The sequence below is a fragment of the Pseudoalteromonas sp. PSi26 genome (genome assembly GCF_054960575.1).
The window spans coordinates 156409-178274 of sequence record NZ_JBHNYT010000004.1 but is presented as its reverse complement, the minus strand read 5'-3'; the positions used below and the strand labels follow the sequence as shown (position 1 = coordinate 178274).

Sequence of the window (21866 nt, the reverse complement as noted above, 5' to 3'; positions counted from 1 at the left end):
TAAAAAAAGGGAACACAGCGTGTTCCCTTACTAAATAATAAACGTTAATGATTAACCAGTATTACGCATACCTGCAGCAATACCTGTCATCGTGATCATTAATGCATTATCGATGTCCCCTTCGTTATGCTCCTCGTTAGAACGAGCACGGCGAAGCAACTCAACCTGCAATACATTAAGCGGATCGGTGTATGGGTTTCGTAAACTAATCGACTCTTTTATCCAAGGCTGAGCAGCAAGTAAGCTTTTTTGCGGGCTTAGTGACTGCACAAGCTCAATGGCTTCTTCAAGCTCTTTTCGCAACGTTACACCTAATGGCTTGTACATATCTTCCACCAGCGCATTATCATAATGCTCACTTAACCAGCTATCTGCTTTACTAAATACCATTTCAAGCATTTCTAAGCGAGCTCTAAAAAATGGCCATTTGAGGCTCATTTCGTTTAGTGTTTCTAAACCATATTGATCTAGCGCCTTTTTTAAGCCTGTTAACGCGCCCAACCAAGCAGGTAACATTAACCGGTTTTGACTCCATGCAAAAATCCACGGAATAGCACGTAAACTTTCAACGCCCCCATTAGGGTTGCGTTTTGCAGGGCGAGAGCCAAGCGGAAGTTTAGAGAGCTCTAATTCTGGCGTTGCCATTCTAAAGTAAGGAACAAAGTTTTCATCGTGGCGAACAACATTGCGGTAATGCTCACACGACTGCTCACTAATAAGCTTCATAACTTCTCGCCATTGTGGCTTAGGCTCTGGCGGTGGTAATAAGTTACTTTGCAGTACTGCCCCTGCATATATATTTAAGCTTTGTAGAGCAACATCTGGCAAACCAAATTTAAAGCGTATCATTTCACCTTGCTCTGTTACCCGTAAACCACCTTTAAGTGAGCCTGGCGGTTGCGAATGCAGTGCTTGCGCAGCCGGTGCACCACCTCGACCAACAGTTCCTCCCCGGCCGTGGAATAACACAAGCTCAATGCCACGCTCGTCTGCAAGCTGCACGAGTTTATCCATGGCTTCGTATTGGGCCCAACCTGCTGCCATCATACCGGCATCTTTAGCCGAGTCTGAATAACCAATCATTACATTTTGCGTATTTTGAATATGGCCGCGGTACCACACATTATCGAGTAGCGTCGTGATCACGTCGCTACCATTATTCAAATCGTCTAATGTTTCAAATAATGGGGCAACTGGCAATTCAAAACTACAGCCGCTTTCTTTAAGAAGTAACTGTACAGCTAAAATATCGGATGCAGTACGTGCCATTGAAATAATATACAAACCAAATGTTTTTTCATCTTGCTGTGCAATTACATCGAAGGTGTCGAGCACTTCTTGTACATCAGGGCTTGGTTGCCAATGCTTAGGAATAAGCGGACGACGCGAATTAAGTTCCGCTAATAAAAATGCTTGCTTGTCTTGCTCTTGCCACTGGTTGTAATCCCCTAGCCCTAAATAACGCGTAAGTTCAGAAAAAACGTCGCTGTGGCGCGATGAGTCTTGACGCACATCTAATTTTGCCAAACGCAAGCCAAAGCTGTTTAAACGATGCATTAAATCAAGCAGTAAGCCGTCAGCAACGACTTTCATGTTACATTTTAATAACGAACGATAACACATCTCAATTGGGTGCTTGAGCTGGTTAATATCAGTCACAAGATCTTGTGCATCAGTGCGTTTGTGTTTAATTTTTGCACCTAAATGTGCCACTGTTTCAGACACTTCGCCTTTAAGTTTTTTGAGCACTGTGCGGTAAGGTTCAAAGTCTTGGCCAGCTAACTCAATAAGCTCTTCGCTAGCATCAGACATAGATAACTCGGCGCATAACGTATCAATATCTCGGCTATATAAATCAAGCGCCATCCAACGACCATGGTCAAGAACTTGCGAAGTAACCTGTGCAGTAACAAATGGGTTACCGTCTCGGTCTCCCCCCATCCAAGAAGTGAATTCAATTGGACTGTAGTCAATGGGTAGCTCTAGGCTTAACTGCTCTTTTGCATGCTCCGAAAACTCACGTAAAAAACGCGGAACAGCATGCCAAAGGCTATTTTCAATAACTGCATACCCCCATTTAGCCTCATCTACAGGCGTTGGGCGCGAACGACGAATGTCGTCTGTATGCCAAGCTTGACTTATTAGCTGAGCAATTCTATTTAAAATAGCTTCGCGCTCATGCTCCAAGTTATCTTTTCGCTCAAGCGATGCTAAACAATCGCTCAACTCTACGTGCTTGTTAATAATTGTACGACGTGTAACCTCTGTGGGGTGTGCCGTTAGTACTAAGTTAATGTGGAGTTTTGAGAGTGTGTCAGCAAGGTGGTTCGAATCTAGCTGACCTTCTTGTGCTTTCGCGGCTAACGTTTTTAATGTTTGAGTGAGAGGGTTTTGCTGGCCAAGGCCAGCATCATTAAAACGCGATACAGTATGAAACTGCTCTGCCACATTGGCTAAATTTAAAAAATGATTAAATGAACGGGCAACCGGTAAAAGCTCTTCATCACTAAGCGCATGTAATACTTCAATTAACGCCTTGCGATCGCCTTCATTACCACTGCGAGAGGATTTTGATAAAGCGCGAATTTCTTCTACTTTATCTAAAATTGCTTGGCCTTGGGCATCTTTTATAGTTTGACCTAATAATTGTCCAAGTAGACCTACATTACCTCGCAGGGCGGCATATTGTTCACTCATTTCTCAGTCTCCTTTGTTTCATGGAAGACTATTAATATCATTAAGAGCGCATATTTAATAGATCCATTTGCAATGTCATGTCGTAAAAAAGTATAGATAAAATAATCACAAAGCATTGTTATGATCATTTTTTACGACGGCAACTGCCCCCTTTGCAGCACCGAAATGCAGCAGCTAAAGCAAGCCGACAAGCACAATCTCATTACGCTTGAAGACTTAAATGCAAACGACTTTAACCATCGTTATGCTCATGTGAATAAAACTCAAGCACTTACTTACTTGCAAGCGCAATTAGATACTGGTGAGATGATTTATGGGCTAGATGTAACTTACCAGTCTTGGAAAACAGTTGGTAAACACAGGTGGTTGAAATTACTTCGTCTACCCGTTATTAGAATTTTTGCAGATTGGGGGTATGTTTTTTTTGCAAAGCATAGGCACTCTATTAGCCAGTTTTTAATGCCTAACACCCAATGCAATAACGGGCAGTGCGCCATAAAATCAAAAGGTAAAAAATGAAAACTATCATCCTTTTTGGTGCTAGTAGCGCGATAGCTAAAGCCTACGTAAAGCACCTTCAAAACCAAGCAACTAAATTTAACATTGTATGTGTAAGCTCAAGCAACACATTTTCACAAAATAGTGACAACATTAGTTATTATAATACTGACTACTCTGCGGATAGCTTATCTGGATTGACTCAGCATTTAAAAGATGAACAAGCCGACATACACCAAGTCATTATGTTTAACGGTAAATTACATAACTCCGAACACATGCCAGAAAAAAAGCTTGAAGATATCAACGCTGATTATTTTAATTTGTTAATAAACGCTAATACGCTCACCCCATTGCTTTGTTTGCAAAGCGTTTTACCTTTAATTAATCATAAAACGCATTGTACAATAACAGCTCTCAGTGCACGTGTGGGAAGTATCAACGATAACAAAATGGGAGGCTGGTACACTTACCGTGCATCTAAATCAGCCCTTAACATGTTATTTAAAACTGCCGCAGTAGAGCTTGCTCGTCGTGCAAAAAACACCAAGCTTGTGTTATTTCATCCTGGTACAACCGATACCGAGCTGTCTAAGCCTTTTCAAAAAAATGTACCCGAAGGCAAATTGTTTACACCTGAATTTGTAGCACACCAACTTTTTGATTTAACAAATAATAACCCTGATTTAGAACTAAATGGCGAACCGGCCTACTTAGATTGGCAAGGCTTAACTATACCGTGGTAAGGATTTAAAATGCATTTTACTAAAGCGCGTATCGACGCACTTGAAAAACGTACTCGTACACATTTAATAAACTCGTTATCTGGGTTTAAAAGTGCAAACCTAATAGGCACACAAGACCTACTAGGCAACACTAATTTATCGATTGTCAGTTCGGTTATTCATTTGGGTGCTCACCCTCCCCTCGTAGGTATGATAATGCGCCCACACAGTGTACCGCGCCATACGTTTGAAAATATATTACAAACAGGTGTTTACACTATCAATCAGGTAAATAAGTCTATTTATAAACAAGCGCATCAAACATCAGCACGCTACGACAAAGACGAATCCGAATTTGAAGAAACAGGGTTAACACCTGAGTACTTAAATGAGTTTTCGGCCCCTTTTGTCAAAGAGAGTCGCTTAAAATACTCAGTAAAATTTGTTGAAAGTAAACATCTTGAAATTAACGGAACTGAACTAGTGATTGGTGAAATTGTCGATGTGTATTTAGATGAAACCGCTCTGCAAAGCGATGGCTTTCTAGATTTACAAGCCATTGATACTGTCGCGGTTACAGGCCTTGACAGCTACCACACAGCCAATAAATTAACGCGCCTTCCCTACGCAAAAAAATAACTTTTAGGGGTGTATTTCACCCCTTTGTCATGACAAACGCACAACCCAACTTAACCCCAACGCGCTCAAAACCTCAATCGATGTTGCTGATCGCAGAACATTGAATTTTAAAAATGCATTGCGCACAATAGCGAAAATTCCAAGGAGAATCCCATGAGCACAATCGGTATTGGCACGCAAACCCCAGAGCAAGCATTGGCCAGCTTAAGTAATATGACCCAATCGTTAACACCTATTCAGGCTGACGAACACCTTGAACGTATAGCAAAAGCACAAGCCTATATGGCGGCTAACAACATCGATGCCATATACTTAAATGCAGGCACTAACCTAACCTACTTTACAGGCATGAAGTGGTACGCCAGTGAGCGAATGGTTGGCGCAATACTACCTGCGATTGGTGAAGTACAATACATAGCCCCGTACTTTGAAATTGGTACCCTTAATGGCTTTAAAGTGGTTGAAGGACCAATACACGGCTGGCAAGAGCACGAAAATCCTTATGCACTATTTGTTAGCGTATTGAAACAACTCAATATTAGTAACGACGCCACCATTGGCATTGATGAAAGTGCGCAATTTTTTATATTCGATGGAATTAACAAAGCACAAAAAAGCTTAAATATAATTAATGCACAAAGCGTTACTGCACATTGCCGCATGCATAAATCGGTGAACGAATTAGCGCTTATGCAACGCGCTATGGACATGACCCTTGCAGTCCATCAAGCAACCGCGAGTATGCTTTACGAAGGTATTACCACCACTGAAGTAGAAGCCTTTATTAAAAAGGCGCATCAAAAAGTAGGCGCTCCGGGCAACTATTTTTGCATTGTATTGTTTGGTGTTGCTACGTCATTCCCCCATGGTGTTAAAGATGCGCAAGTACTTAAAAAAGGCGATATGGTATTAATAGATACCGGCTGTAAAGTACACGATTACCTATCAGACATAACCCGCACCTATGTATTTGGTGAACCAACACTGCGACAGCGCATGTTTTGGGATCATGAGAAAGCAGCGCAACTCGCCGCATTTAACGCCGCGAGTATTGGTGCTACCTGCGAAAGTGTTGACGCAGGCGCCCGTAACTATTTAGCAGCACAAGGATTAGGGCCACAGTATCAAACACCGGGTTGCCCGCATCGAACTGGCCATGGTATTGGCTTAGATATTCACGAATGGCCCTACTTGGTAGGTGGAAATAAAACCCCACTTGCATCGGGCATGTGTTTTAGTAACGAGCCAATGCTAGTGATACCCGATGAATTTGGGGTGCGTTTAGAGGATCATTTTTATATGACCGACAACGGCCCACATTGGTTTACACAACCAAGCTATAGTATTGACGACCCGTTTGGGCTTAACGCTTAAACCCTATATAAAGAGCAGCAATTAGCTGCTCTTTTTAGTTTGAGGATTGATAATGCATACTTCATCCCAATATCCCTGATATACCAAAGCAATCCGCAAAAGGATGAATATGAAAAACTTTAAAATTGATATCGTGTCAGACGTAATGTGCCCATGGTGTGTGGTAGGTTATAAAAACCTAGAGACAGCGCTTGGCCAACTCAAAGACGAAATGAGTGCAGATATTACATGGCATCCTTTTGAGCTAAATCCAGATATGCCAGTTGAGGGTCAAGACTTAAACGAACATTTAATGCAAAAGTACAACCTAACTGAAGAGCAAGGCGATGAAAATCGTAAAAACATGTTCGAAGCAGGAAAGCGTGCTGGATTTACGTTTAACTTTGATGGCAAACGTATCATGATCAACAGCTTTGATTTGCATCGTTTATTAATGTGGGCACGTGAAGAAGGTAAGCAAACCGAGTTAAAACTCGCCTTTTTTGAAGCGCACTTCACCGATTTAAAATACTTAAACCAAGAAGACGCTCTGCTTGATGTTGTCGAAAGTGTTGGCCTTGATAAAGAAGAAGCCCGAAATATTTTGCACTCAGATAAATACGTTCAAGCTGTACGCCAAGAGCAAAATAACTTTAAACAAATGGGTATTACCTCAGTCCCTACGTTTATCATAAACGATAAATACGCACTCACTGGCGGACAACCAAGTGACTCATTTATTCAAGCACTAAAACAAATTAGCGAAGAAGAAGCCAAGCAAGACGCTTGATATACAAATAAATTTTAAAATAAAGAAAGGCTGCACATTGCAGCCTTTCTTATATATTTATGAGTTCAAAAATAATACAAACTTGTTATTTACCTTCGTTCTCTTTTGGTGTCATTATAGAAACTACATTTAACAAATCAATAATAGTACCTATAAAGGGATTTATAATGAAATATATAATTACAACACTAACTTCACTGTTTCTTTTAACTGCATGTTCGACAACACCTTTAGCTGATAGCCCTCACTCTACGCTTATAATGCCGAGCCCTCCGGAATATCCAATTAAAAACGCCCGTGAAAAGATAGAAGGTAGCGTGACAATGTCTTTTGATGTAGATACATCTGGTAAGCCAATTAATATTAAGGTGATCAAAGCTGAGCCTGTTAAAACTTTTGATAAAGCTGCAATTCGCTCTCTTTCTAAATGGCGTTACGCACCTAAAGTAGTTAATGGTATTGCAGTAGTTGATGAAGACTTAGAAATGACTATAGATTTCAATTTAGAAAAATAATAACTAACTAAAACAAAAAAAGGCTGCACATTGCAGCCTTATTTATATACCCAAAGATGCATCTTTAATTAAAGTGAACTAAGTACGATAAAGCACTTTAATAACATGCCAGCCAAATTTAGTTTTAACTAGGTGTGGCTCTAAAATAGCGCCATTAAAGGCTATTTTGTCAAACTGCGGAACCATTTGCCCGCGTCTAAACTCACCTAAGTCACCGCCTTTTTTACCCGATGGGCACGACGAATATTTTTTAGCTAAGGTTTGAAATTTTGCACCTTTACCTAATTGCTTAATAATGTCTTCTGCTATTTCTTTGTGCTTAACCAATATGTGGAGTGCGTGCGCTGTACTTGCCATTTCAAAGCCCTGATAATTTAAAACGCGGCGATTTTAGCACAGCCCCTGTTTGAGGGCATCTAATTGATTCTATAAATAGTGAAGCTCATCACATTTAGAGGGAATACGGCAATACTGATATTTTCCAAATAAGGTATAGCGGTTTAAAGCAATTTTATCGTATAGCCAATTATTAAAGCTATTTGGTAAAACACTAAATACAGTGGCTAGTTTATAGGGGTAACCTAGCTGCTTAACCACTTCAAAAAAAGCATAGCTTTGTGTGAACACTTTGCCGTTTTGTAAGTACACCATCGAGGCGTATTGGGTAGTTGAAAAACCAAAGTGAGTTAATAGCATTTCACCTTTTGGGGATTGCACGCTACATAATTTAAAAATAGCATTGGTATCGTTACTAATTATAAAATTACACCACGCACTACATAACTTACATTGTGAGTCGAATAATATAATTTTTCGATTACGCATTAGTGTGGCTGCATTTTCACTCATTTATTTACCTTAAGCGGTTAGTGCTGAACCGGCTTTTTTTGTAACTTACGTTGCAATGTGCGTCTATGCATATTTAATTGCCTAGCTGTGACCGATATATTGCCATTATTACTGTGTAGCACTTGCTGAATATGCTCCCATTCTAGGCGTTCAGGCGACATAACAGCATCATCAATACTCGCTTGAAGTTCACTTGTTTCGTTATTAAGTGCTTTTAATAATGTTGCCATATCAATAGGTTTAGTTAAATAATCGTTTGCCCCTAAGCGCATTGCTTCAACCGCAGTGGCAATGCTAGCAAACCCAGTAAGTATGACGATATGTGTATTTTCTAATAAGTTGCGCAGTGGCTTTATAAGCATTAAGCCATTGTCGTCCCCGAGTTTCATGTCTAATAAAATAGAGTCGGGTACTATTTGGCGCGCACGAAGTAACGCATCACTTTGATTATGCGCAACGTCACACATAAAGCCTTGCTTAGTTAAACGCCTAGCAAGCGTACTGGCTAAATTTATATCGTCTTCAATTATCAGTAACTTCATTGTGCTGCTTGCTCACTATTGATAATAGCTAATTGTACCTTTGCTACGGCACCGCCTTCTTTATGGTTAAATAAGGTTAGCGAGCCATTTAGTCGCTCAAATGTGACGTTAGATAACAACACGGCCAAACCCATGCCTTGCTCACTAGGCATTACTTGCCCGCCTAGTTCAGCTAGTTGTGAGGACGTAAAACCATCGCCAAAATCACGGATTAATAAGTCTATACATTGATCTTGCTGGTTAAGCTCCCAGCTTAACTCAAGCTTTGTTTTACCTTTCTTTTGATTTGCAATAGCCGCATTTTGCAACAAATTTAATATAGCCGGTAATAACATCGCATCACTTAAAAGCACGGCAGTAATTGAAGAGGCAGCCCACTTTATGTTTTGATCAGGGTATTGTAATAAAAAGGCATCAGTGATAGCTGTTTGTAATTGCGCTAGGGTCATTTGATCTTTAGCATTTTTAACCCGTATTTGCTCCGATAGCGCTCTAAAACTATTGAGCTGTTCGCGACATTGTTCAAGTGGGGTTTGCATCTGTTTAACTATAGTATTGTTTGGTTGCTCCTCTAATAATTCTTCAAACAACAATTGTAAGTTAGCTATCGGTGTTGCTAACTGATGAGTTATTTGTGCTGCTGCGCCATCAAGCGTGACTAACTGCTCATTTCGTAGTTGTTTTTCTCTTGCTTTGGCAATAATGCGTTCGCGTTCTTTTAGCGTGCGGCTCATAGCCCCTATCACAAGCGCTATTACACTGGTACTTAAAACAAAGTTAACCCACATGCCAACAAAGTGACCGCTCATGTTCATTTGATGCATACTGTGATCGGGCATATTTATTAACAAAAAGCTGTATGCAGCAATGGCAAGCAAAGCAATATAAGCTAAGCCTTTTTCACGTAGCGTTACCGCTGCTATCATAATGGGTAGCAACAACAACGACACAAAGGCATTAGTTGCGCCGCCACTTAAAGAAAGCAAAATAGTTAAAAACAAAACGTCAGCAGTGAGTTGCATTAACATAACTGAGGGCTTAGCGTGACTAACCTTTCGGTAAGCAAATAGACTGATTAATTGAAATACAGCTTCTAAAGCAATAACACCAAGTAAGGGCAGTAATGCCAATTGGTAATCAAGTAAAAAATAAACACTTAATACTGCAATTAATTGTACTGCAATAGCGCCGCTTCGAAGCATAAGTAAACGGCTGATAGTGGGATCAGTTTGCATTAACAAAACAATGATTTTCCAATTTAATAGATAAAAATGAACTGAGGTAAAACGTTACTCATCGTCCATTGAAATTGTAAAAGCAGCGCATGGTGTGCCTTGATGAAACACCATTTGCCATTGCTGTGCGCTATTTTTACGCCATAACGACATGCGAAGTGAATAATTAAATTCGGCACGGACCGAGCGTCTATACGCTGCTTGATAACTTATTTGTGCCACATCAACGCTCAGCATTCGGCCTTTAAAATGCTGATTATAAAACTGCGGCACCACTTCAGTGGGTAGGCGTGTGAGTACTTGGTATTTATTAAACGACGTGCCATTAGCAGCAATTTCGATAAACTCATCGTCAAGTAAAGCATCGAGTGCACGTTCTGATTGGCGAACTTCAGGCTCAAGTAATTGACGCTCAGCCTCAATTAAATGATTAAACAACGACGCTTTAATTTTGCTGCTCATGTGCTTCCCTATTGCTTGTAAATTTGCCCCGCTTTCATGACAAATTGCACGTTTTTAAGTACGTTTATGTCTTCAAGTGGCGAGCCATTTACGCTGATAATATCTGCTTGTTTACCAACACTCAAGTCGCCTAAGTGATGGCTTTGTCCTAACAATTTAGCAGCATACACTGTGGCTGACTTTATTGCATGCGCCTCAGTCATTCCATTATCAACCATTAAACTAAATTCGTTTGCATTAAGGCCATGGCGCGATACACCCGAATCGGTACCAAAGGCAATATTCACCTTATTTTTGAGCGCTAATTTAAACGATGCTTGCATTTTAGGCGTTACTTCTCGCACTTTATTGGCAATTGCCGCTGGCATATTAGGATTAGTAAGTACCTCTTCACTTACCGTGGCACCAGCAAGCAAAGTAGGAATTAAATAGGCCTGCGTTTTATTGAATAAATCGACTGTTTTTTTATCTAAATAAGAACCGTGCTCTATTGAATCAACCCCAGCTCTAAGCGCTGCTTTTATACCTTCTGTTCCGTGGGCATGCGCTGTTACCTTGCGTCCTAAGTGATGGGCTGTATCTACAATGGCAGCCAGCTCATCATCAGTGAGTTGCTGATTTACTCCCGCTGCGGTATTACTTAAAACACCACCCGTTGCGGTAATTTTAATTACGTCGGCACCGCTTTTAATAACTTCTCTCACTGCACGGCGGCAATCGTCAGCGCCATTACAAATGCCTAATGTCGTTTTAAACACATCGGTTATATCTTTTCTATAGCCATGCATATCAGCATGACCGCCGCTTGGCGATATTGTATTACCCGCTGCAAAAATACGAGGACCGGCAATATCTTGTCGCTCAATAGCGCGTTTTAGCGGAAAAATAACTTGGTAATCGCTGCCTAAATCACGCACCGACGTAAAGCCCGCATCAAGCGTACGCTCTAAATACTTAATAGAGCGCAGCGCGTAATCAGCCTCATACTCTGTAGCCCAACGGTGAGGGTTTGCTTTAGCATCACGTTCAAAAGTTACATGCACATGCATGTCAATCAAACCAGGCATAACGAACTGGTTTTTTAAATTAACTATGTCAGCATCGGGTAAATTAAGTGCTGACTTTGATATATAACCATCTTTAATAGCCACTATTTTGTCATGGGTAACAACCAAGGTTTGTTCTTTTTTTAGCGCCTGCTCAGGTGCCGCAAGTAAACTACCTGCGTAAATAATTTTAGAGTGTGCTGCGCTTACATTATTAGCGAACATTACCAATACAATTGAAGATAATGTTGTGAGTGCTGTTTTCATACATGCTCCTTTTTTATACTAGCTTTACCTTAAAAAAACTTTAATAGCGAATATTTACGATACAAAGCACGCTATAAACTAGTCTTATAAGTTGATTTTTGGTATAACTTGCCGGTAATAAATTGAAGTTATACCACCTTAAGAGAACACACTATGCCATACGCACATATCACTGGTTGGGGCAAATGCATACCACCAGCAAGTATTAGCAACGATGAAATTAGCGAAATAGTTGATACCACCGACGAGTGGATCACCACGCGTACTGGCATCAAATCTCGCCGTGTAAGCCATGTAAGTACAGCAGAGCTGGCAACCATTGCTGCAAAACACGCGCTTGCTTGCGCAGGTGTTGACGCAAAAGACATTGATCTTGTCATACTTGCAACCTGTACGCCTTCAACAGTTGTTGCAAATACCGCATCGCAAGTACAAAAAAATATCGGCGCAACAGGCGCAGCCGCTATGGATACAAATGCTGCGTGCTCTGGCTTTTTATATGCATTACAAGCTGCTACTGCGCAAATTCAAGCTGGTATGATAAAAAAAGCGGTTGTTATTGCTGCTGAGCGAATGACTTGGTACGTAAACTGGGCGCGCCGCGACAGTGCAGTGCTGTTTGGTGATGGCGCTGGTGCCGTTGTACTAGAAGCGGCAGAAACACCCGCAGGTTTGCTTGGCACTAAAACAGGATGTGATAGTGAAGACCGTGACATCCTTCATATCACTAATTTTGGTAGTGATTTAAACAAATATGAGCCCATTGGCCCGTCTGATCTGTTATTTGAAGGCAGAGAGATATTCAAACGTGCCGTAAAAGGTATGAGTGAAGCCTGTGACGACGTTCTTGAGCAAGCTAATTTAAGCTTAGACGACATAAACGTACTAGTACCGCATCAGGCTAATTTACGCATAATTCAGGCAATTCAGCACCGTTTAAAAGTGCCTGATGAAAAAGTAATGGTTAACATTGCAGATTATGGCAACACATCAGCTGCAACCATTGCTATTGCGCTATGTGAAGCAGTTGAACAAGGGTTAATAAAGCCTCATTCAAATATTATGTCTGCGGCTTTTGGCGCGGGTTTAACATGGGCTGCAAGCTACATAAAATGGGGCGAACGTGTAACTCCAATTAGCGTTAGCGACGCACAATTAACACCTTGCACCCAAACAGGTTTAGAGCTTGTGGCGCCAGCTGTAAAAGCATGTAAAGACGCTGAATAAGATTGCTTTAAAAACGTATAATTAAAACGCACTTTTTAGTGCGTTTTTTATTTAAGGAAAATAAATTTATGGAGCTTCTAGGTATTCATCATGCTGCAATTATTTGCAGTAATTATCCTCGCTCTAAACATTTTTATAGTGAAATTTTAAAACTCAACATTATTAACGAGCATTATAGGGAAAAGCGTAATTCTTATAAGTTAGACTTAGCAATGCCTGATGGTAGTCAAGTTGAGTTGTTTTCGTTTGAGGGTGCGCCCTCAAGGCCTAGTTACCCGGAAGCACAAGGCTTACGCCATTTAGCGTTTAAAGTCGACAATGTAACTAAAGCAAAAGAATATTTAGAAAGTAAAAGTGTGGCAGTTGAAGAGATTAGAATTGATGAAATTACAGGTAAAAAATTTACTTTTTTTGCCGACCCAGATGATTTACCGCTAGAGCTATATGAAGTTTAAGCTTCATATAGCACGCTAATGTTTTACGGGTAATTAATGATTAAAGCGGTTTTGCAAATAGTTAAACACGGCTCTAATGCCAAGTGCTTCACCGCCAGCAGGGCGACCTGGCAGCGCACGTAAATTCCATGCCATCACATCAAAATGCACCCAAGGCGTGGTTGGCTCTACAAATTCTTTTAAGTAAAGTGCGGCGGTAATTGCGCCACCAAATGGTGTACTTGCACTATTAGCCATATCTGCAACATCACTTTTCAAAAATCCGCGGTACTGCTCAAATAAAGGCAACTGCCAAACAGGGTCATTCACACTGAGTCCTGCATCTATTATACCGTTTGCTACATCTCGTTCTGTAGAAAAGAAACCAGGTAGCTCAGTACCTAACGCTACACGACATGCCCCTGTTAATGTTGCAAAATCAATAATAAGTTCTGGATTATCGTTTTGTGCTTCACTTAGCGCATCACACAGAACCAAACGTCCTTCAGCATCCGTGTTATCTATTTCAACCATAATACCTTTGCGCGTTTTTATTACATCACCTGGGCGAAATGCATTTCGCGACACCGCATTTTCAACTGCGGGTACTAACACACGTAAACGAACAGGTAATTTAGCCGCCATGATTAACTGGGCTAATGCAATTACATGCGCTGCTCCGCCCATGTCTTTTTTCATGTTGCGCATACCAGAGCTTGGCTTTAAATCGAGCCCGCCGGAGTCAAAGCACACCCCTTTACCAACAAGCGTTATAAGTGGTGCATCATCGGCTCCCCACTTTAAATCAAGTAAACGCGGTTTATTTTCACTTGCACGGCCTACCATATGGATTGTTGGATAGTTTTGCTCTAACAGTTCATCACCAACCCATTGTGAAAACTCACCACCGTGAGATGAAGCTAAATCTTCCATCACTTGCGATAAATGTTGCGGCATCATATCGACGGCAGGCGTGTTTACTAAATCACGCGCTAAAAAAATAGCTTCCGCTTGCTGTTTGATACGCGTGTATAGCTTTTCATCACCAATACACAACTCGGCTTTAACAGTTGGTTTTTCTTTGTATTCACTAAATTCGTAGCCACCAAGAACAAATCCTAATGCCACAAACTCTATAAACGTATCGTCACCTTGAATTCGATAACTACCCACAGGTAGCGTATTGGCCAAATTGCCAGCAGCCCAAAAGTCGTTTGGGCTTTGCATTAAACAAATTACTTGGGACAACTGCCCCGAATTGCTATCAGGAATTAACGCTAAACCTTGCTTTTCAAAGCCTGTATTGTTTAGCCAATTTTGAATAAATGTAGGCTGCTTTGCTTGCCAATCAGAGAGTTCGCTTTTAAGAATAAATGATAAAGGAATACCAGAAGATGTATTGCGAAGTAATGCACTCATTAAATAGCTCATAAATTGTAAAAATTGTTCTTACGAGCATACCAATAAGCACTATTAAAAGGTATCGCTAATTGTCGAGTTTTTAGTGTTATTTATTGTGTATATTTTTTTTAACTGATTCTTGATGCGATTGTTCTATTTCGTTATCAAGTTCTTTTATTGATTTATTAATGCTAAACGAGCTGGGCAATACATCCACCCCCACTAACCGCCCTAACTTAACAACAAGTGGAATAGTAACGGGCGAAAATGGAAGCACAGCAAATACGCCCAATCCAAGGCCTTTTAAAATATCGACAAACTGCTCATTCGCTCGTTTAAGCTCTGCACTATTTGTCTGCCCTTGTGTGTAACGCTTGTATATGGCCAACATTTCTTTAGTTTCTTGTTTTTCTTGTGCAAGTGCAATTTTAAGCGCCACCATAGCTCGACGAAAACGAAGCTGCTGACGCTTTTTACTAATTTTTACTACACGCCAAGGAGCACGGTGAATAACTTTATATAATCGCATTTCTATATTTTCACACATGCTGTTGGGTTAACAAAGAATAATTTACTTGATTATGACTATACTTTATCCTTTGCACCAAACTAGTGCCCAAAAAATATAAACTATGACTGATTTTACAACTCAAATTCCACAAAAACCTGAAAAACCAAAATCTGATGAATGTTGCGGCAGTGGCAATTGTTATTCATGTGTGTGGGATGAATATAGAGAAAAATTAGCAACATGGAAATTAACAAATTTGCAAACTAAAACAAAAAAACAGGATGAAATTTAAAAAGCTAACCTCGAAAAACCCTTCTCACCTGCATTAATATTCCCAATTACAACTTAACCTGCACACTAATGGTTATAAGCAGCACTAAAATGCACCACCTTTGGATTTTTTACCTAATTAAAGTTTTGTTATTTAATAGTTAATTAATAATTGCTCTTGTTGTTTTTTATGTATAGTCTGTATTCAGGAGTTAACAGAAGATGAGTATTTACGCTCTTTTGATTCGATATTTCAATCGCGTTAAACCACTCTGTTCGTTCCACCATTATGATTAAAGCGTGCTTTAAAGTACGACTAAAACAAAATTATTCTAACTGGGGAAATTTAGAATGAAATTAAAAAACAATGCGCTAAACCAAGCGATTAAATTTGCATTAGCCACAACCACCGCCGGATTATTCATCTCGGGCTCTGCAATAGCAGCAGATGAACAAAGCGAAGTTAAAGTTAATAAAAATGTAGAGAAAATTGCTGTAGTAGGTACGCGTTCAGCTCCACGTTCAATTGGCGATTCACCCGTTCCTATTGATATCATAGGTGGCGAAGAGCTAGAAAAGTCAGGTAACACTGACATGCTAGAACTTCTTAAAGGCTCAGTTCCTTCTTTCAACGTTCATCAAAACCCTATTAGTGATGCAGCATCACTAGTTCGCCCTGCTAACCTTCGTGGTTTACCATCAGACAGCACGTTAGTACTTTTAAACGGCAAACGTCGTCACCGTGCATCTGTAATCGCATTTCTAGGTGGTGGTATTAACGATGGTGCACAAGGCGCCGATATTTCAGTTATTCCTAGCATTGCAATTAAACAAGTAGAAGTACTTCGTGACGGTGCAGCCGCTCAGTACGGTTCTGATGCTATTGCAGGTGTAATGAACTTCCAATTAAAAGACGCTTCAGAAGGCGGTAAATTTGAAGTTCGTAAAGGTCAATATTTTGAAGGCGACGGCGATACAACTCAAATTTCTGGTAACGTAGGTTTACCGTTTACAGACAGTGGTTTTGCAAACTTAAGCTTCCAATACAAAACAGCAGATGCAACGAGTCGTTCAGTTCAACGACCAGATGCAGCAGGTTTTGCAGCAGCAGGCGTACCAGATGTTTCGTCTCTTGCTCAAGTTTGGGGTGCACCAGAAGTTGATGACGATATCTCACTTTTTGGTAATGTAGGCCTAGACTTAACAAACAACTCACAATTTTACATGTTTGGTAACTACTCTGAGCGCGATGTACGTGGTGGCTTTTACTATCGTAACCCGCATACTCGTTCAGGTGTATATTCAAACGATGATGGCGCAACACTCCTTGTTGCAGACTTAACTGACGACATGAGCGGTAACTGTCCTACCATTTCAATTACAGATGGTAATGTATTAGACGACCCGGCTTACGTAAACGGCGTAGCTAACAATCCAGATTGTTTTGCATTTAACGAAATGATCCCAGGTGGTTTTACACCAAACTTTGGTGGCAACATCACTGATACCTCTTTAACCATTGGTACTAAAGGTGAATTTACAGACGGCTTCATGAAAGACGTACTGTATGATTTAAGCGGTACTGTGGGTCTAAATGAATCTCGTTACTTTATTTACAATACAGTTAATGCATCTTTAGGCCCAGACACACCTCGTGATTTTAGCCCGGGCAAATACGAGCAGTTAGAGAAAAACTTTAACTTAGATCTATCTAAAGGCTTCGACTTTGGCCTTGCATACGATGTGAACGTAGCCGGTGGTTTAGAGTGGCATGAAGAAACATTCACCGTTATTTCTGGTGACGAAGCATCTTACACAGCGGGTCCATTAACAGCGCAAGGCTTTGGTATTGGCTCAAACGGCTTTCCTGGTTTCAAACCATCTCAAGCAGGTGAATTTACACGCCGTAACTACGCAGCATTTGTAGACGTTGAAGCACCATTTACAGAAGACTTTTTAATGGGCTTAGCACTTCGCTTCGAAGACTACGACTCATTTGGTAGCACAACAAACTACAAATTAATGGCTCAGTATCATATAACTGAGGACCTAAATGTTCGTGGCTCAATTAGCACAGGTTTCCGTGCACCGACTGTTGGCCAAGCAAACGTAAGTAACGTTCAAACAAACCTAAGTGATGGTGTGCTAAGAGATTCTGCATTATTACCACCAACAAACCCTGTTGCTGTTCAACTTGGTGGTACGGAGCTACAACCTGAAGAGTCGCAAAGCTATACATTTGGTGCAGTTTATACTATTGGCGATTTATTCCTAACTGTTGATTACTACAACATTCAAGTTGAAGACCGTATCAGTCAATCTGAAAAAATTACGCTTAGCCAAGCTGATAAGGATACACTTTCAGCTGCAGGCGTACCTAATGTTGAAGGTCTTGCACAAGTTAGTTTCTTCACTAATGACTTTGATACAACAACTCAAGGTGTTGATGTTGTAGCTAATTACACTGCAGATATTTTAGGTGGCAGCTCTACATTTAGCCTTGCTTACAACTGGAATGAAACTGAAGTAACTAAGTTCAGTGATATTACGGGTGAGTTTAAAGTTAAACGCCTAGAAGAAGACTTACCTAACCACCGTGCAACACTTACGTGGGCACAACAGTGGGAGTCAATCTCTGCGTTTACTCGTCTTAACTACTATGGCGAATATCAAGGCGTTCACGTAGATTACGACGCAACAGCTAAAACAGCAGACGCATCTGTAACGCTTGATGCAGAAATTACGTACTTTGTGAATGACTCAATCAGCTTCTCTGTAGGTGCACAAAACTTACTTGACCAAGATGCTGAAAAACTTGATTTCCAAGATGCGACTGGTATCCCAAATAATAACTGGGGTGGTAAATACTACGAAACATCTCCTTACGGTATTAACGGTGGTTTCTACTACGCTAAGGCCACGTATACTTTCTAATTTTTAGAATGAAAGCACTAAGGCGAAATGTTAAGACATTTCGCCTTTTTTATTTTATAGTGAATAAAAAATAAAATGTTTTACTATGCTATTAGATAAAGCCAACAAACTACTCGAACAAAACAAGCTAAAAGAAGCAGAATTTCATTACAAAACGCTACTTGCTAGTGAGCCTGAAAATGGCGAAGCCTTATTTGGTTTAGGTAAGATAGCACTAAGACTAGAAAAGTTTGATGCCGCAGTTTATTTACTACAAAAAGCCTGTGAACGTTTACCCCACATGTTAGAACCGCTGCACGCGTTGTCAGACGCTTTTAATGGTGTTAATTCACCACACGACGCACTTACCGTATTAGAATACGCAAAAAGCATAGCAAGCCATAACCCTGAGCCACATTATTACTTAGCACAGCATTATTTAACACATGGTGATTTAGATAAAGCGCACACCACATTTGCACACGCATTGAGTATGGGCTTATACCCTGTTACCGCCTATATTTTATTTGAATTAGTACAGCTAGGTCGTTTTAATAAAGAACACAATTACATTAGTAATTTGCATCACTTATTAACTCAAACAAACAACCTACGCCTTAAAATGGTGTGTTATTACGCATTAGGCAAGAGCTACGATAAACTAGGTGATACAGATCAAGCTTTTAACTATTTTGAACTAGCAAATACGCTGCAATATAAATTAAGCACATTTAAAACCAAAGAGCTCGACCCTTTTTATGATCAGATCATTAAATACAACACTCAAGATATATTAGCTTCACCTGAAAAAGACTTTTCTGGCACAATCACGCCTGTATTTATAATCGGCATGCCAAGAAGCGGGTCAACCCTGCTTGAACAAATGCTTTCAAGTCACAGCCAATGTTCGAGCCTAGGTGAAAACGCGAGTATTAGTAATAATGTTGTTGCCTTTTTAGAACAAAAAACCAAAACTCCGTATCCTCAGTGCTTAACCAATTTAACGCCCAGCCTAATTAATCAAGCTCGCAATATTTATATTGATACTCTAAAAGTAGCCAAACCGTTAAGGCCTGTTATTATTAATAAGCTACCAAGTAACTATCAATCTCTCGGACTGATTTATATGTTATTTCCCAACGCTAAGTTTATAAATTTAACACGTAACATTAACGCCACTGCATTCTCTGTATTTAGTAACTATTTTGCTGAAAACGAACCGTACTTTTGTTCTTTAACTGAATTTAAGCACTACCATGGCTTATATGAAAAACTAATGACACATTGGAATACGTTAAAACTACCGGTGTTTAATTTAGCTTATGAAGACTTAGTAAATAATCCTGAAGACCAATTAAATACTGTTTTTAACTTTTTAGGCTATAAATATGAGCAAAATTGCTTATCGTTTTACAAACAAAAAAGAGCCGTCACAACTCTCAGCAAACAAGCTGTTCGCCAGCCTGTAAATGCAAATGCTGTTAGTAAATGGGAGCGATACCAAGTCCCCCTGCTCAAACTAATGAACAAGGGTGACGCTTAAACCATTCAAGTAAATCGTTAAATTGCTCTTTGCGAGCTATCGGATGAGTTAACATGTTTATGTGGTCGTAATCTATACGGTGTCCATGGCGACGACCATAAATACGCATTTGTTGGATACCAGGGCCAGATTCATCAATAAACCTTTGAATATCAACTGGCTGCGCTAATGCTTTATCTTTAACCGCTGCAATATGTAGCGTAGGTGGCAAATGAAGTGAACGCAATGCTTTTGCGTAATCAAAATTATCATCTGAATCAACCCAAGGCCTTTTTTTAGCCCACTGCATGCTTTGATAATGAGACTTTTGGGTTTCGTCGTCACTTCCCCACTTTAAGCGCTTTGCAGGTAAATACCCGTGCTTTTTAGCTAGTAATGGCGCCATAAAATACCAAATAAAATTAGCTTGAAGTAACTTTTTTGGATGATTATTAAACAGTGAGCGTTTTGAACCAAAGTAAACACATGCTTTTACATCATCAATATAATGTGGAAAGCGTGCAAATACGCTATTCATTAAAACGCCACCCCACGAATGGGCCACCCAGTAATCTGGTTTAGAACCTTCGAGCTGCTCAATTTTATTAATAAACGCGGGAATATCTTCTAATATAGCTTCGGTTTGCCCATAGGCAGCAGATTTAGATATAACAGGCTTACTTTCTCCGCGACCACGCAGATCAGCGACATAGCAACGATATCCGTGCTCAGCTAAAAATGGAGCAAGACCTTTATTACTATGTGTATAAAAAATTTTGCCATTTTCGATTGCACCATGCATAAAAAATACAATGGGGCCATTTTGTTGTTCATCGAATATTTTGCGTAAATGCAGTGTTTGTTTATCTGCTAAATTTATAGTTATTGATTGTTGAGAAATGGCCACGCGTAATCCTTATTGTTACCCTTAACTCATCGTACCAGTATTTTTAAATATGCCAAAGTAATTGTCTGCACTTTAATTACGAGGATTTGTTACAATTAACTATTGATATAGATTGCTAAAATAAATTCATGACTAAAAATACACCACGTGCAAAACTACACCCACGCAATCAGCATAAAAACGGTTACGATTTTAACTTACTAACAGCTGCACTGCCGGCTTTAAGCCCTTATATAGTTAACACGCCTGCAGGTACTAAAAGTATTGACTTTGCAAATAATAAAGCAGTAAAAACACTCAACCAAGCGCTACTCAAAGCGCACTATAATATTGAATTTTGGGATATTCCCGAGCACAACTTATGCCCACCAATACCAGGGCGAGTAGACTATATCCATCACTTGGCCGATCTATTAAGCGAAGATAATAAACAAACAATCCCTCAAGGTAAGCAGGTTAAAGTACTCGATATAGGTACTGGTGCAAATTTAGTTTACCCATTAACAGGGACGAGTGAATATAACTGGCACTTCACTGCCTCAGATATAGACCCTATCTCGGTTAAAATAGCTAAGCAAATTACACAATTTAATGCCTTAAAAATAACGGTTAAGCTGCAAAAAAAACCGGCTAATATATTCAAAGGTGTTATAAATCAAAAAGATTTATATCACTTAACGCTTTGTAACCCGCCATTTCATGCCAGTGAACAAGAGGCAAAAAAAGGAAGTGAACGAAAATGGAAAAACTTAGGAAAAGCGCCCAGTAAAACGCTTAATTTTGGTGGTAACAACAACGAGCTTTGGTGCGAAGGTGGTGAAGTACAATTCATTACAACAATGATTGCAGAAAGTGAAGAATTTGCACAACAAGTACTGTGGTTTACATCTTTAGTCTCAAAAAAAGACTCACTTAGTGCACTTGAAGCAAAACTAAAAACATACCCAATTGCGGAATATAAAATTATTGATATGGCTCAAGGCCAAAAAGTCAGTCGATTTATTGCATGGAGCTACTTTGATAAAGAGACGCGTGAACAAATTTGTAATGAACTTGATTAAAT

22 protein-coding genes are annotated in these 21866 nt (G+C 40.0%); 12 read left to right on the top strand and 10 right to left on the bottom strand.

Features of this window, described 5'->3' with window-relative positions; genetic code table 11:
• Positions 1 to 51: 51 nt before the first annotated feature.
• Entirely contained in the window at positions 52 to 2697 is a 2646-nt protein-coding gene (gene ppc, locus ACFI34_RS06115) for a phosphoenolpyruvate carboxylase (protein ID WP_462672805.1), read from the bottom strand.
• Positions 2698 to 2817: 120 nt separating this feature from the next.
• Between ppc and ACFI34_RS06110 the strand changes: the two genes are divergently transcribed.
• The 6 genes from ACFI34_RS06110 (at position 2818) to ACFI34_RS06085 (ending at position 7217) form a co-directional block, all read left to right on the top strand.
• On the top strand, positions 2818 to 3216 hold the full coding sequence (locus ACFI34_RS06110; RefSeq protein WP_058552999.1) for a thiol-disulfide oxidoreductase DCC family protein: 399 nt from the start codon (positions 2818 to 2820) through the stop codon (positions 3214 to 3216).
• Complete coding sequence (locus ACFI34_RS06105) at positions 3213 to 3941, top strand: SDR family NAD(P)-dependent oxidoreductase (protein WP_462672804.1); 729 nt, start codon at positions 3213 to 3215, stop codon at positions 3939 to 3941. Before ACFI34_RS06110 ends, ACFI34_RS06105 begins: the two co-directional genes overlap by 4 nt.
• Positions 3942 to 3950: 9 nt before the next feature.
• Positions 3951 to 4559: a flavin reductase family protein gene (locus ACFI34_RS06100; RefSeq protein ID WP_006791655.1), complete on the top strand. Its 609-nt coding sequence runs from the start codon at positions 3951 to 3953 to the stop codon at positions 4557 to 4559.
• A 153-nt stretch (positions 4560 to 4712) separates the two neighbouring features.
• Positions 4713 to 5933 (top strand): M24 family metallopeptidase, encoded by a 1221-nt coding sequence (locus tag ACFI34_RS06095; RefSeq protein WP_462672803.1) that lies wholly within the window; start codon positions 4713 to 4715, stop codon positions 5931 to 5933.
• Positions 5934 to 6042: 109 nt separating this feature from the next.
• On the top strand, positions 6043 to 6702 hold the full coding sequence (locus ACFI34_RS06090) for a DsbA family oxidoreductase (RefSeq protein ID WP_006791653.1): 660 nt from the start codon (positions 6043 to 6045) through the stop codon (positions 6700 to 6702).
• Positions 6703 to 6869: 167 nt separating this feature from the next.
• On the top strand, positions 6870 to 7217 hold the full coding sequence (locus tag ACFI34_RS06085; RefSeq protein ID WP_006791652.1) for an energy transducer TonB: 348 nt from the start codon (positions 6870 to 6872) through the stop codon (positions 7215 to 7217).
• 78 nt (positions 7218 to 7295) lie between these two features.
• Here the strand turns inward: ACFI34_RS06085 and ACFI34_RS06080 are convergent, their stop codons facing one another.
• The 6 genes from ACFI34_RS06080 to ACFI34_RS06055 form a co-directional block, all read right to left on the bottom strand.
• The gene (locus ACFI34_RS06080; protein WP_004588770.1) at positions 7296 to 7574 is read right to left on the bottom strand and encodes a peptidylprolyl isomerase; all 279 of its coding nucleotides are present in this window, start codon (positions 7572 to 7574) and stop codon (positions 7296 to 7298) included.
• 69 nt (positions 7575 to 7643) lie between these two features.
• Positions 7644 to 8066 carry a thiol-disulfide oxidoreductase DCC family protein gene (locus ACFI34_RS06075; RefSeq protein ID WP_462672802.1) on the bottom strand — a complete coding sequence of 141 codons (423 nt, stop codon included), beginning with the start codon at positions 8064 to 8066 and terminating at the stop codon, positions 7644 to 7646.
• A 17-nt stretch (positions 8067 to 8083) separates the two neighbouring features.
• Positions 8084 to 8608, bottom strand: coding sequence for a response regulator transcription factor (locus tag ACFI34_RS06070; protein WP_462672801.1), 525 nt, complete (start codon positions 8606 to 8608; stop codon positions 8084 to 8086).
• The gene (locus ACFI34_RS06065; RefSeq protein ID WP_462672800.1) at positions 8605 to 9843 is read right to left on the bottom strand and encodes an ATP-binding protein; all 1239 of its coding nucleotides are present in this window, start codon (positions 9841 to 9843) and stop codon (positions 8605 to 8607) included. Before ACFI34_RS06065 ends, ACFI34_RS06070 begins: the two co-directional genes overlap by 4 nt.
• Before the next feature lie 54 nt (positions 9844 to 9897).
• Positions 9898 to 10305, bottom strand: a complete 408-nt coding sequence (locus ACFI34_RS06060) for a nuclear transport factor 2 family protein (RefSeq protein WP_462672799.1) — start codon at positions 10303 to 10305, stop codon at positions 9898 to 9900.
• A gap of 8 nt (positions 10306 to 10313) precedes the next feature.
• Positions 10314 to 11618, bottom strand: a complete 1305-nt coding sequence (locus tag ACFI34_RS06055) for a metal-dependent hydrolase family protein (protein ID WP_462672798.1) — start codon at positions 11616 to 11618, stop codon at positions 10314 to 10316.
• Between the two features lie 153 nt (positions 11619 to 11771).
• Between ACFI34_RS06055 and ACFI34_RS06050 the strand changes: the two genes are divergently transcribed.
• Positions 11772 to 12845: a beta-ketoacyl-ACP synthase 3 gene (locus ACFI34_RS06050; RefSeq protein WP_462672797.1), complete on the top strand. Its 1074-nt coding sequence runs from the start codon at positions 11772 to 11774 to the stop codon at positions 12843 to 12845.
• Positions 12846 to 12913: 68 nt separating this feature from the next.
• Positions 12914 to 13300, top strand: a complete 387-nt coding sequence (gene gloA2, locus ACFI34_RS06045) for an SMU1112c/YaeR family gloxylase I-like metalloprotein (RefSeq protein ID WP_203987382.1) — start codon at positions 12914 to 12916, stop codon at positions 13298 to 13300.
• Between the two features lie 33 nt (positions 13301 to 13333).
• Here gloA2 and ACFI34_RS06040 read toward each other — a convergent pair whose 3' ends face one another.
• Positions 13334 to 14698, bottom strand: coding sequence for a leucyl aminopeptidase family protein (locus ACFI34_RS06040; protein ID WP_462672796.1), 1365 nt, complete (start codon positions 14696 to 14698; stop codon positions 13334 to 13336).
• 88 nt (positions 14699 to 14786) lie between these two features.
• On the bottom strand, positions 14787 to 15209 hold the full coding sequence (locus ACFI34_RS06035) for a hypothetical protein (protein WP_033018928.1): 423 nt from the start codon (positions 15207 to 15209) through the stop codon (positions 14787 to 14789).
• Between the two features lie 103 nt (positions 15210 to 15312).
• Between ACFI34_RS06035 and ACFI34_RS06030 the strand changes: the two genes are divergently transcribed.
• From ACFI34_RS06030 to ACFI34_RS06020, 3 genes are all read left to right on the top strand, one after another.
• Positions 15313 to 15483, top strand: a complete 171-nt coding sequence (locus ACFI34_RS06030; RefSeq protein WP_462672795.1) for an oxidoreductase-like domain-containing protein — start codon at positions 15313 to 15315, stop codon at positions 15481 to 15483.
• A gap of 329 nt (positions 15484 to 15812) precedes the next feature.
• A complete protein-coding gene (locus ACFI34_RS06025) occupies positions 15813 to 18395 on the top strand; it encodes a TonB-dependent receptor plug domain-containing protein (protein ID WP_462672794.1) in 2583 nt (860 codons plus the stop codon).
• Between the two features lie 85 nt (positions 18396 to 18480).
• A complete protein-coding gene (locus ACFI34_RS06020; RefSeq protein ID WP_462672793.1) occupies positions 18481 to 19917 on the top strand; it encodes a tetratricopeptide repeat-containing sulfotransferase family protein in 1437 nt (478 codons plus the stop codon).
• On the opposite strand, the gene ACFI34_RS06015 is transcribed toward ACFI34_RS06020, so the two are convergent.
• Positions 19889 to 20803 carry an alpha/beta fold hydrolase gene (locus ACFI34_RS06015; protein ID WP_462672792.1) on the bottom strand — a complete coding sequence of 305 codons (915 nt, stop codon included), beginning with the start codon at positions 20801 to 20803 and terminating at the stop codon, positions 19889 to 19891. The genes ACFI34_RS06020 and ACFI34_RS06015 overlap by 29 nt on opposite strands.
• A 128-nt stretch (positions 20804 to 20931) precedes the next feature.
• On the opposite strand from ACFI34_RS06015, the gene rlmF reads away from it, so the two are divergent.
• A complete protein-coding gene (rlmF, locus tag ACFI34_RS06010) occupies positions 20932 to 21864 on the top strand; it encodes a 23S rRNA (adenine(1618)-N(6))-methyltransferase RlmF (protein WP_462672791.1) in 933 nt (310 codons plus the stop codon).
• Positions 21865 to 21866: the final 2 nt, after the last annotated feature.

Excerpts from the sequence above, each read along its gene's own strand:
- ppc (WP_462672805.1), bottom strand. The coding sequence starts at position 2,697 with ATGAGTGAACAATATGCCGCCCTGCGAGGTAATGTAGGTCTACTTGGA.
- ACFI34_RS06110 (WP_058552999.1), top strand. The coding sequence starts at position 2,818 with ATGATCATTTTTTACGACGGCAACTGCCCCCTTTGCAGCACCGAAATG.
- ACFI34_RS06105 (WP_462672804.1), top strand. The coding sequence starts at position 3,213 with ATGAAAACTATCATCCTTTTTGGTGCTAGTAGCGCGATAGCTAAAGCC.
- ACFI34_RS06100 (WP_006791655.1), top strand. The coding sequence starts at position 3,951 with ATGCATTTTACTAAAGCGCGTATCGACGCACTTGAAAAACGTACTCGT.
- ACFI34_RS06095 (WP_462672803.1), top strand. The coding sequence starts at position 4,713 with ATGAGCACAATCGGTATTGGCACGCAAACCCCAGAGCAAGCATTGGCC.
- ACFI34_RS06090 (WP_006791653.1), top strand. The coding sequence starts at position 6,043 with ATGAAAAACTTTAAAATTGATATCGTGTCAGACGTAATGTGCCCATGG.
- ACFI34_RS06085 (WP_006791652.1), top strand. The coding sequence starts at position 6,870 with ATGAAATATATAATTACAACACTAACTTCACTGTTTCTTTTAACTGCA.
- ACFI34_RS06080 (WP_004588770.1), bottom strand. The coding sequence starts at position 7,574 with ATGGCAAGTACAGCGCACGCACTCCACATATTGGTTAAGCACAAAGAA.
- ACFI34_RS06075 (WP_462672802.1), bottom strand. The coding sequence starts at position 8,066 with ATGAGTGAAAATGCAGCCACACTAATGCGTAATCGAAAAATTATATTA.
- ACFI34_RS06070 (WP_462672801.1), bottom strand. The coding sequence starts at position 8,608 with ATGAAGTTACTGATAATTGAAGACGATATAAATTTAGCCAGTACGCTT.
- ACFI34_RS06065 (WP_462672800.1), bottom strand. The coding sequence starts at position 9,843 with ATGCAAACTGATCCCACTATCAGCCGTTTACTTATGCTTCGAAGCGGC.
- ACFI34_RS06060 (WP_462672799.1), bottom strand. The coding sequence starts at position 10,305 with ATGAGCAGCAAAATTAAAGCGTCGTTGTTTAATCATTTAATTGAGGCT.
- ACFI34_RS06055 (WP_462672798.1), bottom strand. The coding sequence starts at position 11,618 with ATGAAAACAGCACTCACAACATTATCTTCAATTGTATTGGTAATGTTC.
- ACFI34_RS06050 (WP_462672797.1), top strand. The coding sequence starts at position 11,772 with ATGCCATACGCACATATCACTGGTTGGGGCAAATGCATACCACCAGCA.
- gloA2 (WP_203987382.1), top strand. The coding sequence starts at position 12,914 with ATGGAGCTTCTAGGTATTCATCATGCTGCAATTATTTGCAGTAATTAT.
- ACFI34_RS06040 (WP_462672796.1), bottom strand. The coding sequence starts at position 14,698 with ATGAGTGCATTACTTCGCAATACATCTTCTGGTATTCCTTTATCATTT.
- ACFI34_RS06035 (WP_033018928.1), bottom strand. The coding sequence starts at position 15,209 with ATGCGATTATATAAAGTTATTCACCGTGCTCCTTGGCGTGTAGTAAAA.
- ACFI34_RS06030 (WP_462672795.1), top strand. The coding sequence starts at position 15,313 with ATGACTGATTTTACAACTCAAATTCCACAAAAACCTGAAAAACCAAAA.
- ACFI34_RS06025 (WP_462672794.1), top strand. The coding sequence starts at position 15,813 with ATGAAATTAAAAAACAATGCGCTAAACCAAGCGATTAAATTTGCATTA.
- ACFI34_RS06020 (WP_462672793.1), top strand. The coding sequence starts at position 18,481 with ATGCTATTAGATAAAGCCAACAAACTACTCGAACAAAACAAGCTAAAA.
- rlmF (WP_462672791.1), top strand. The coding sequence starts at position 20,932 with ATGACTAAAAATACACCACGTGCAAAACTACACCCACGCAATCAGCAT.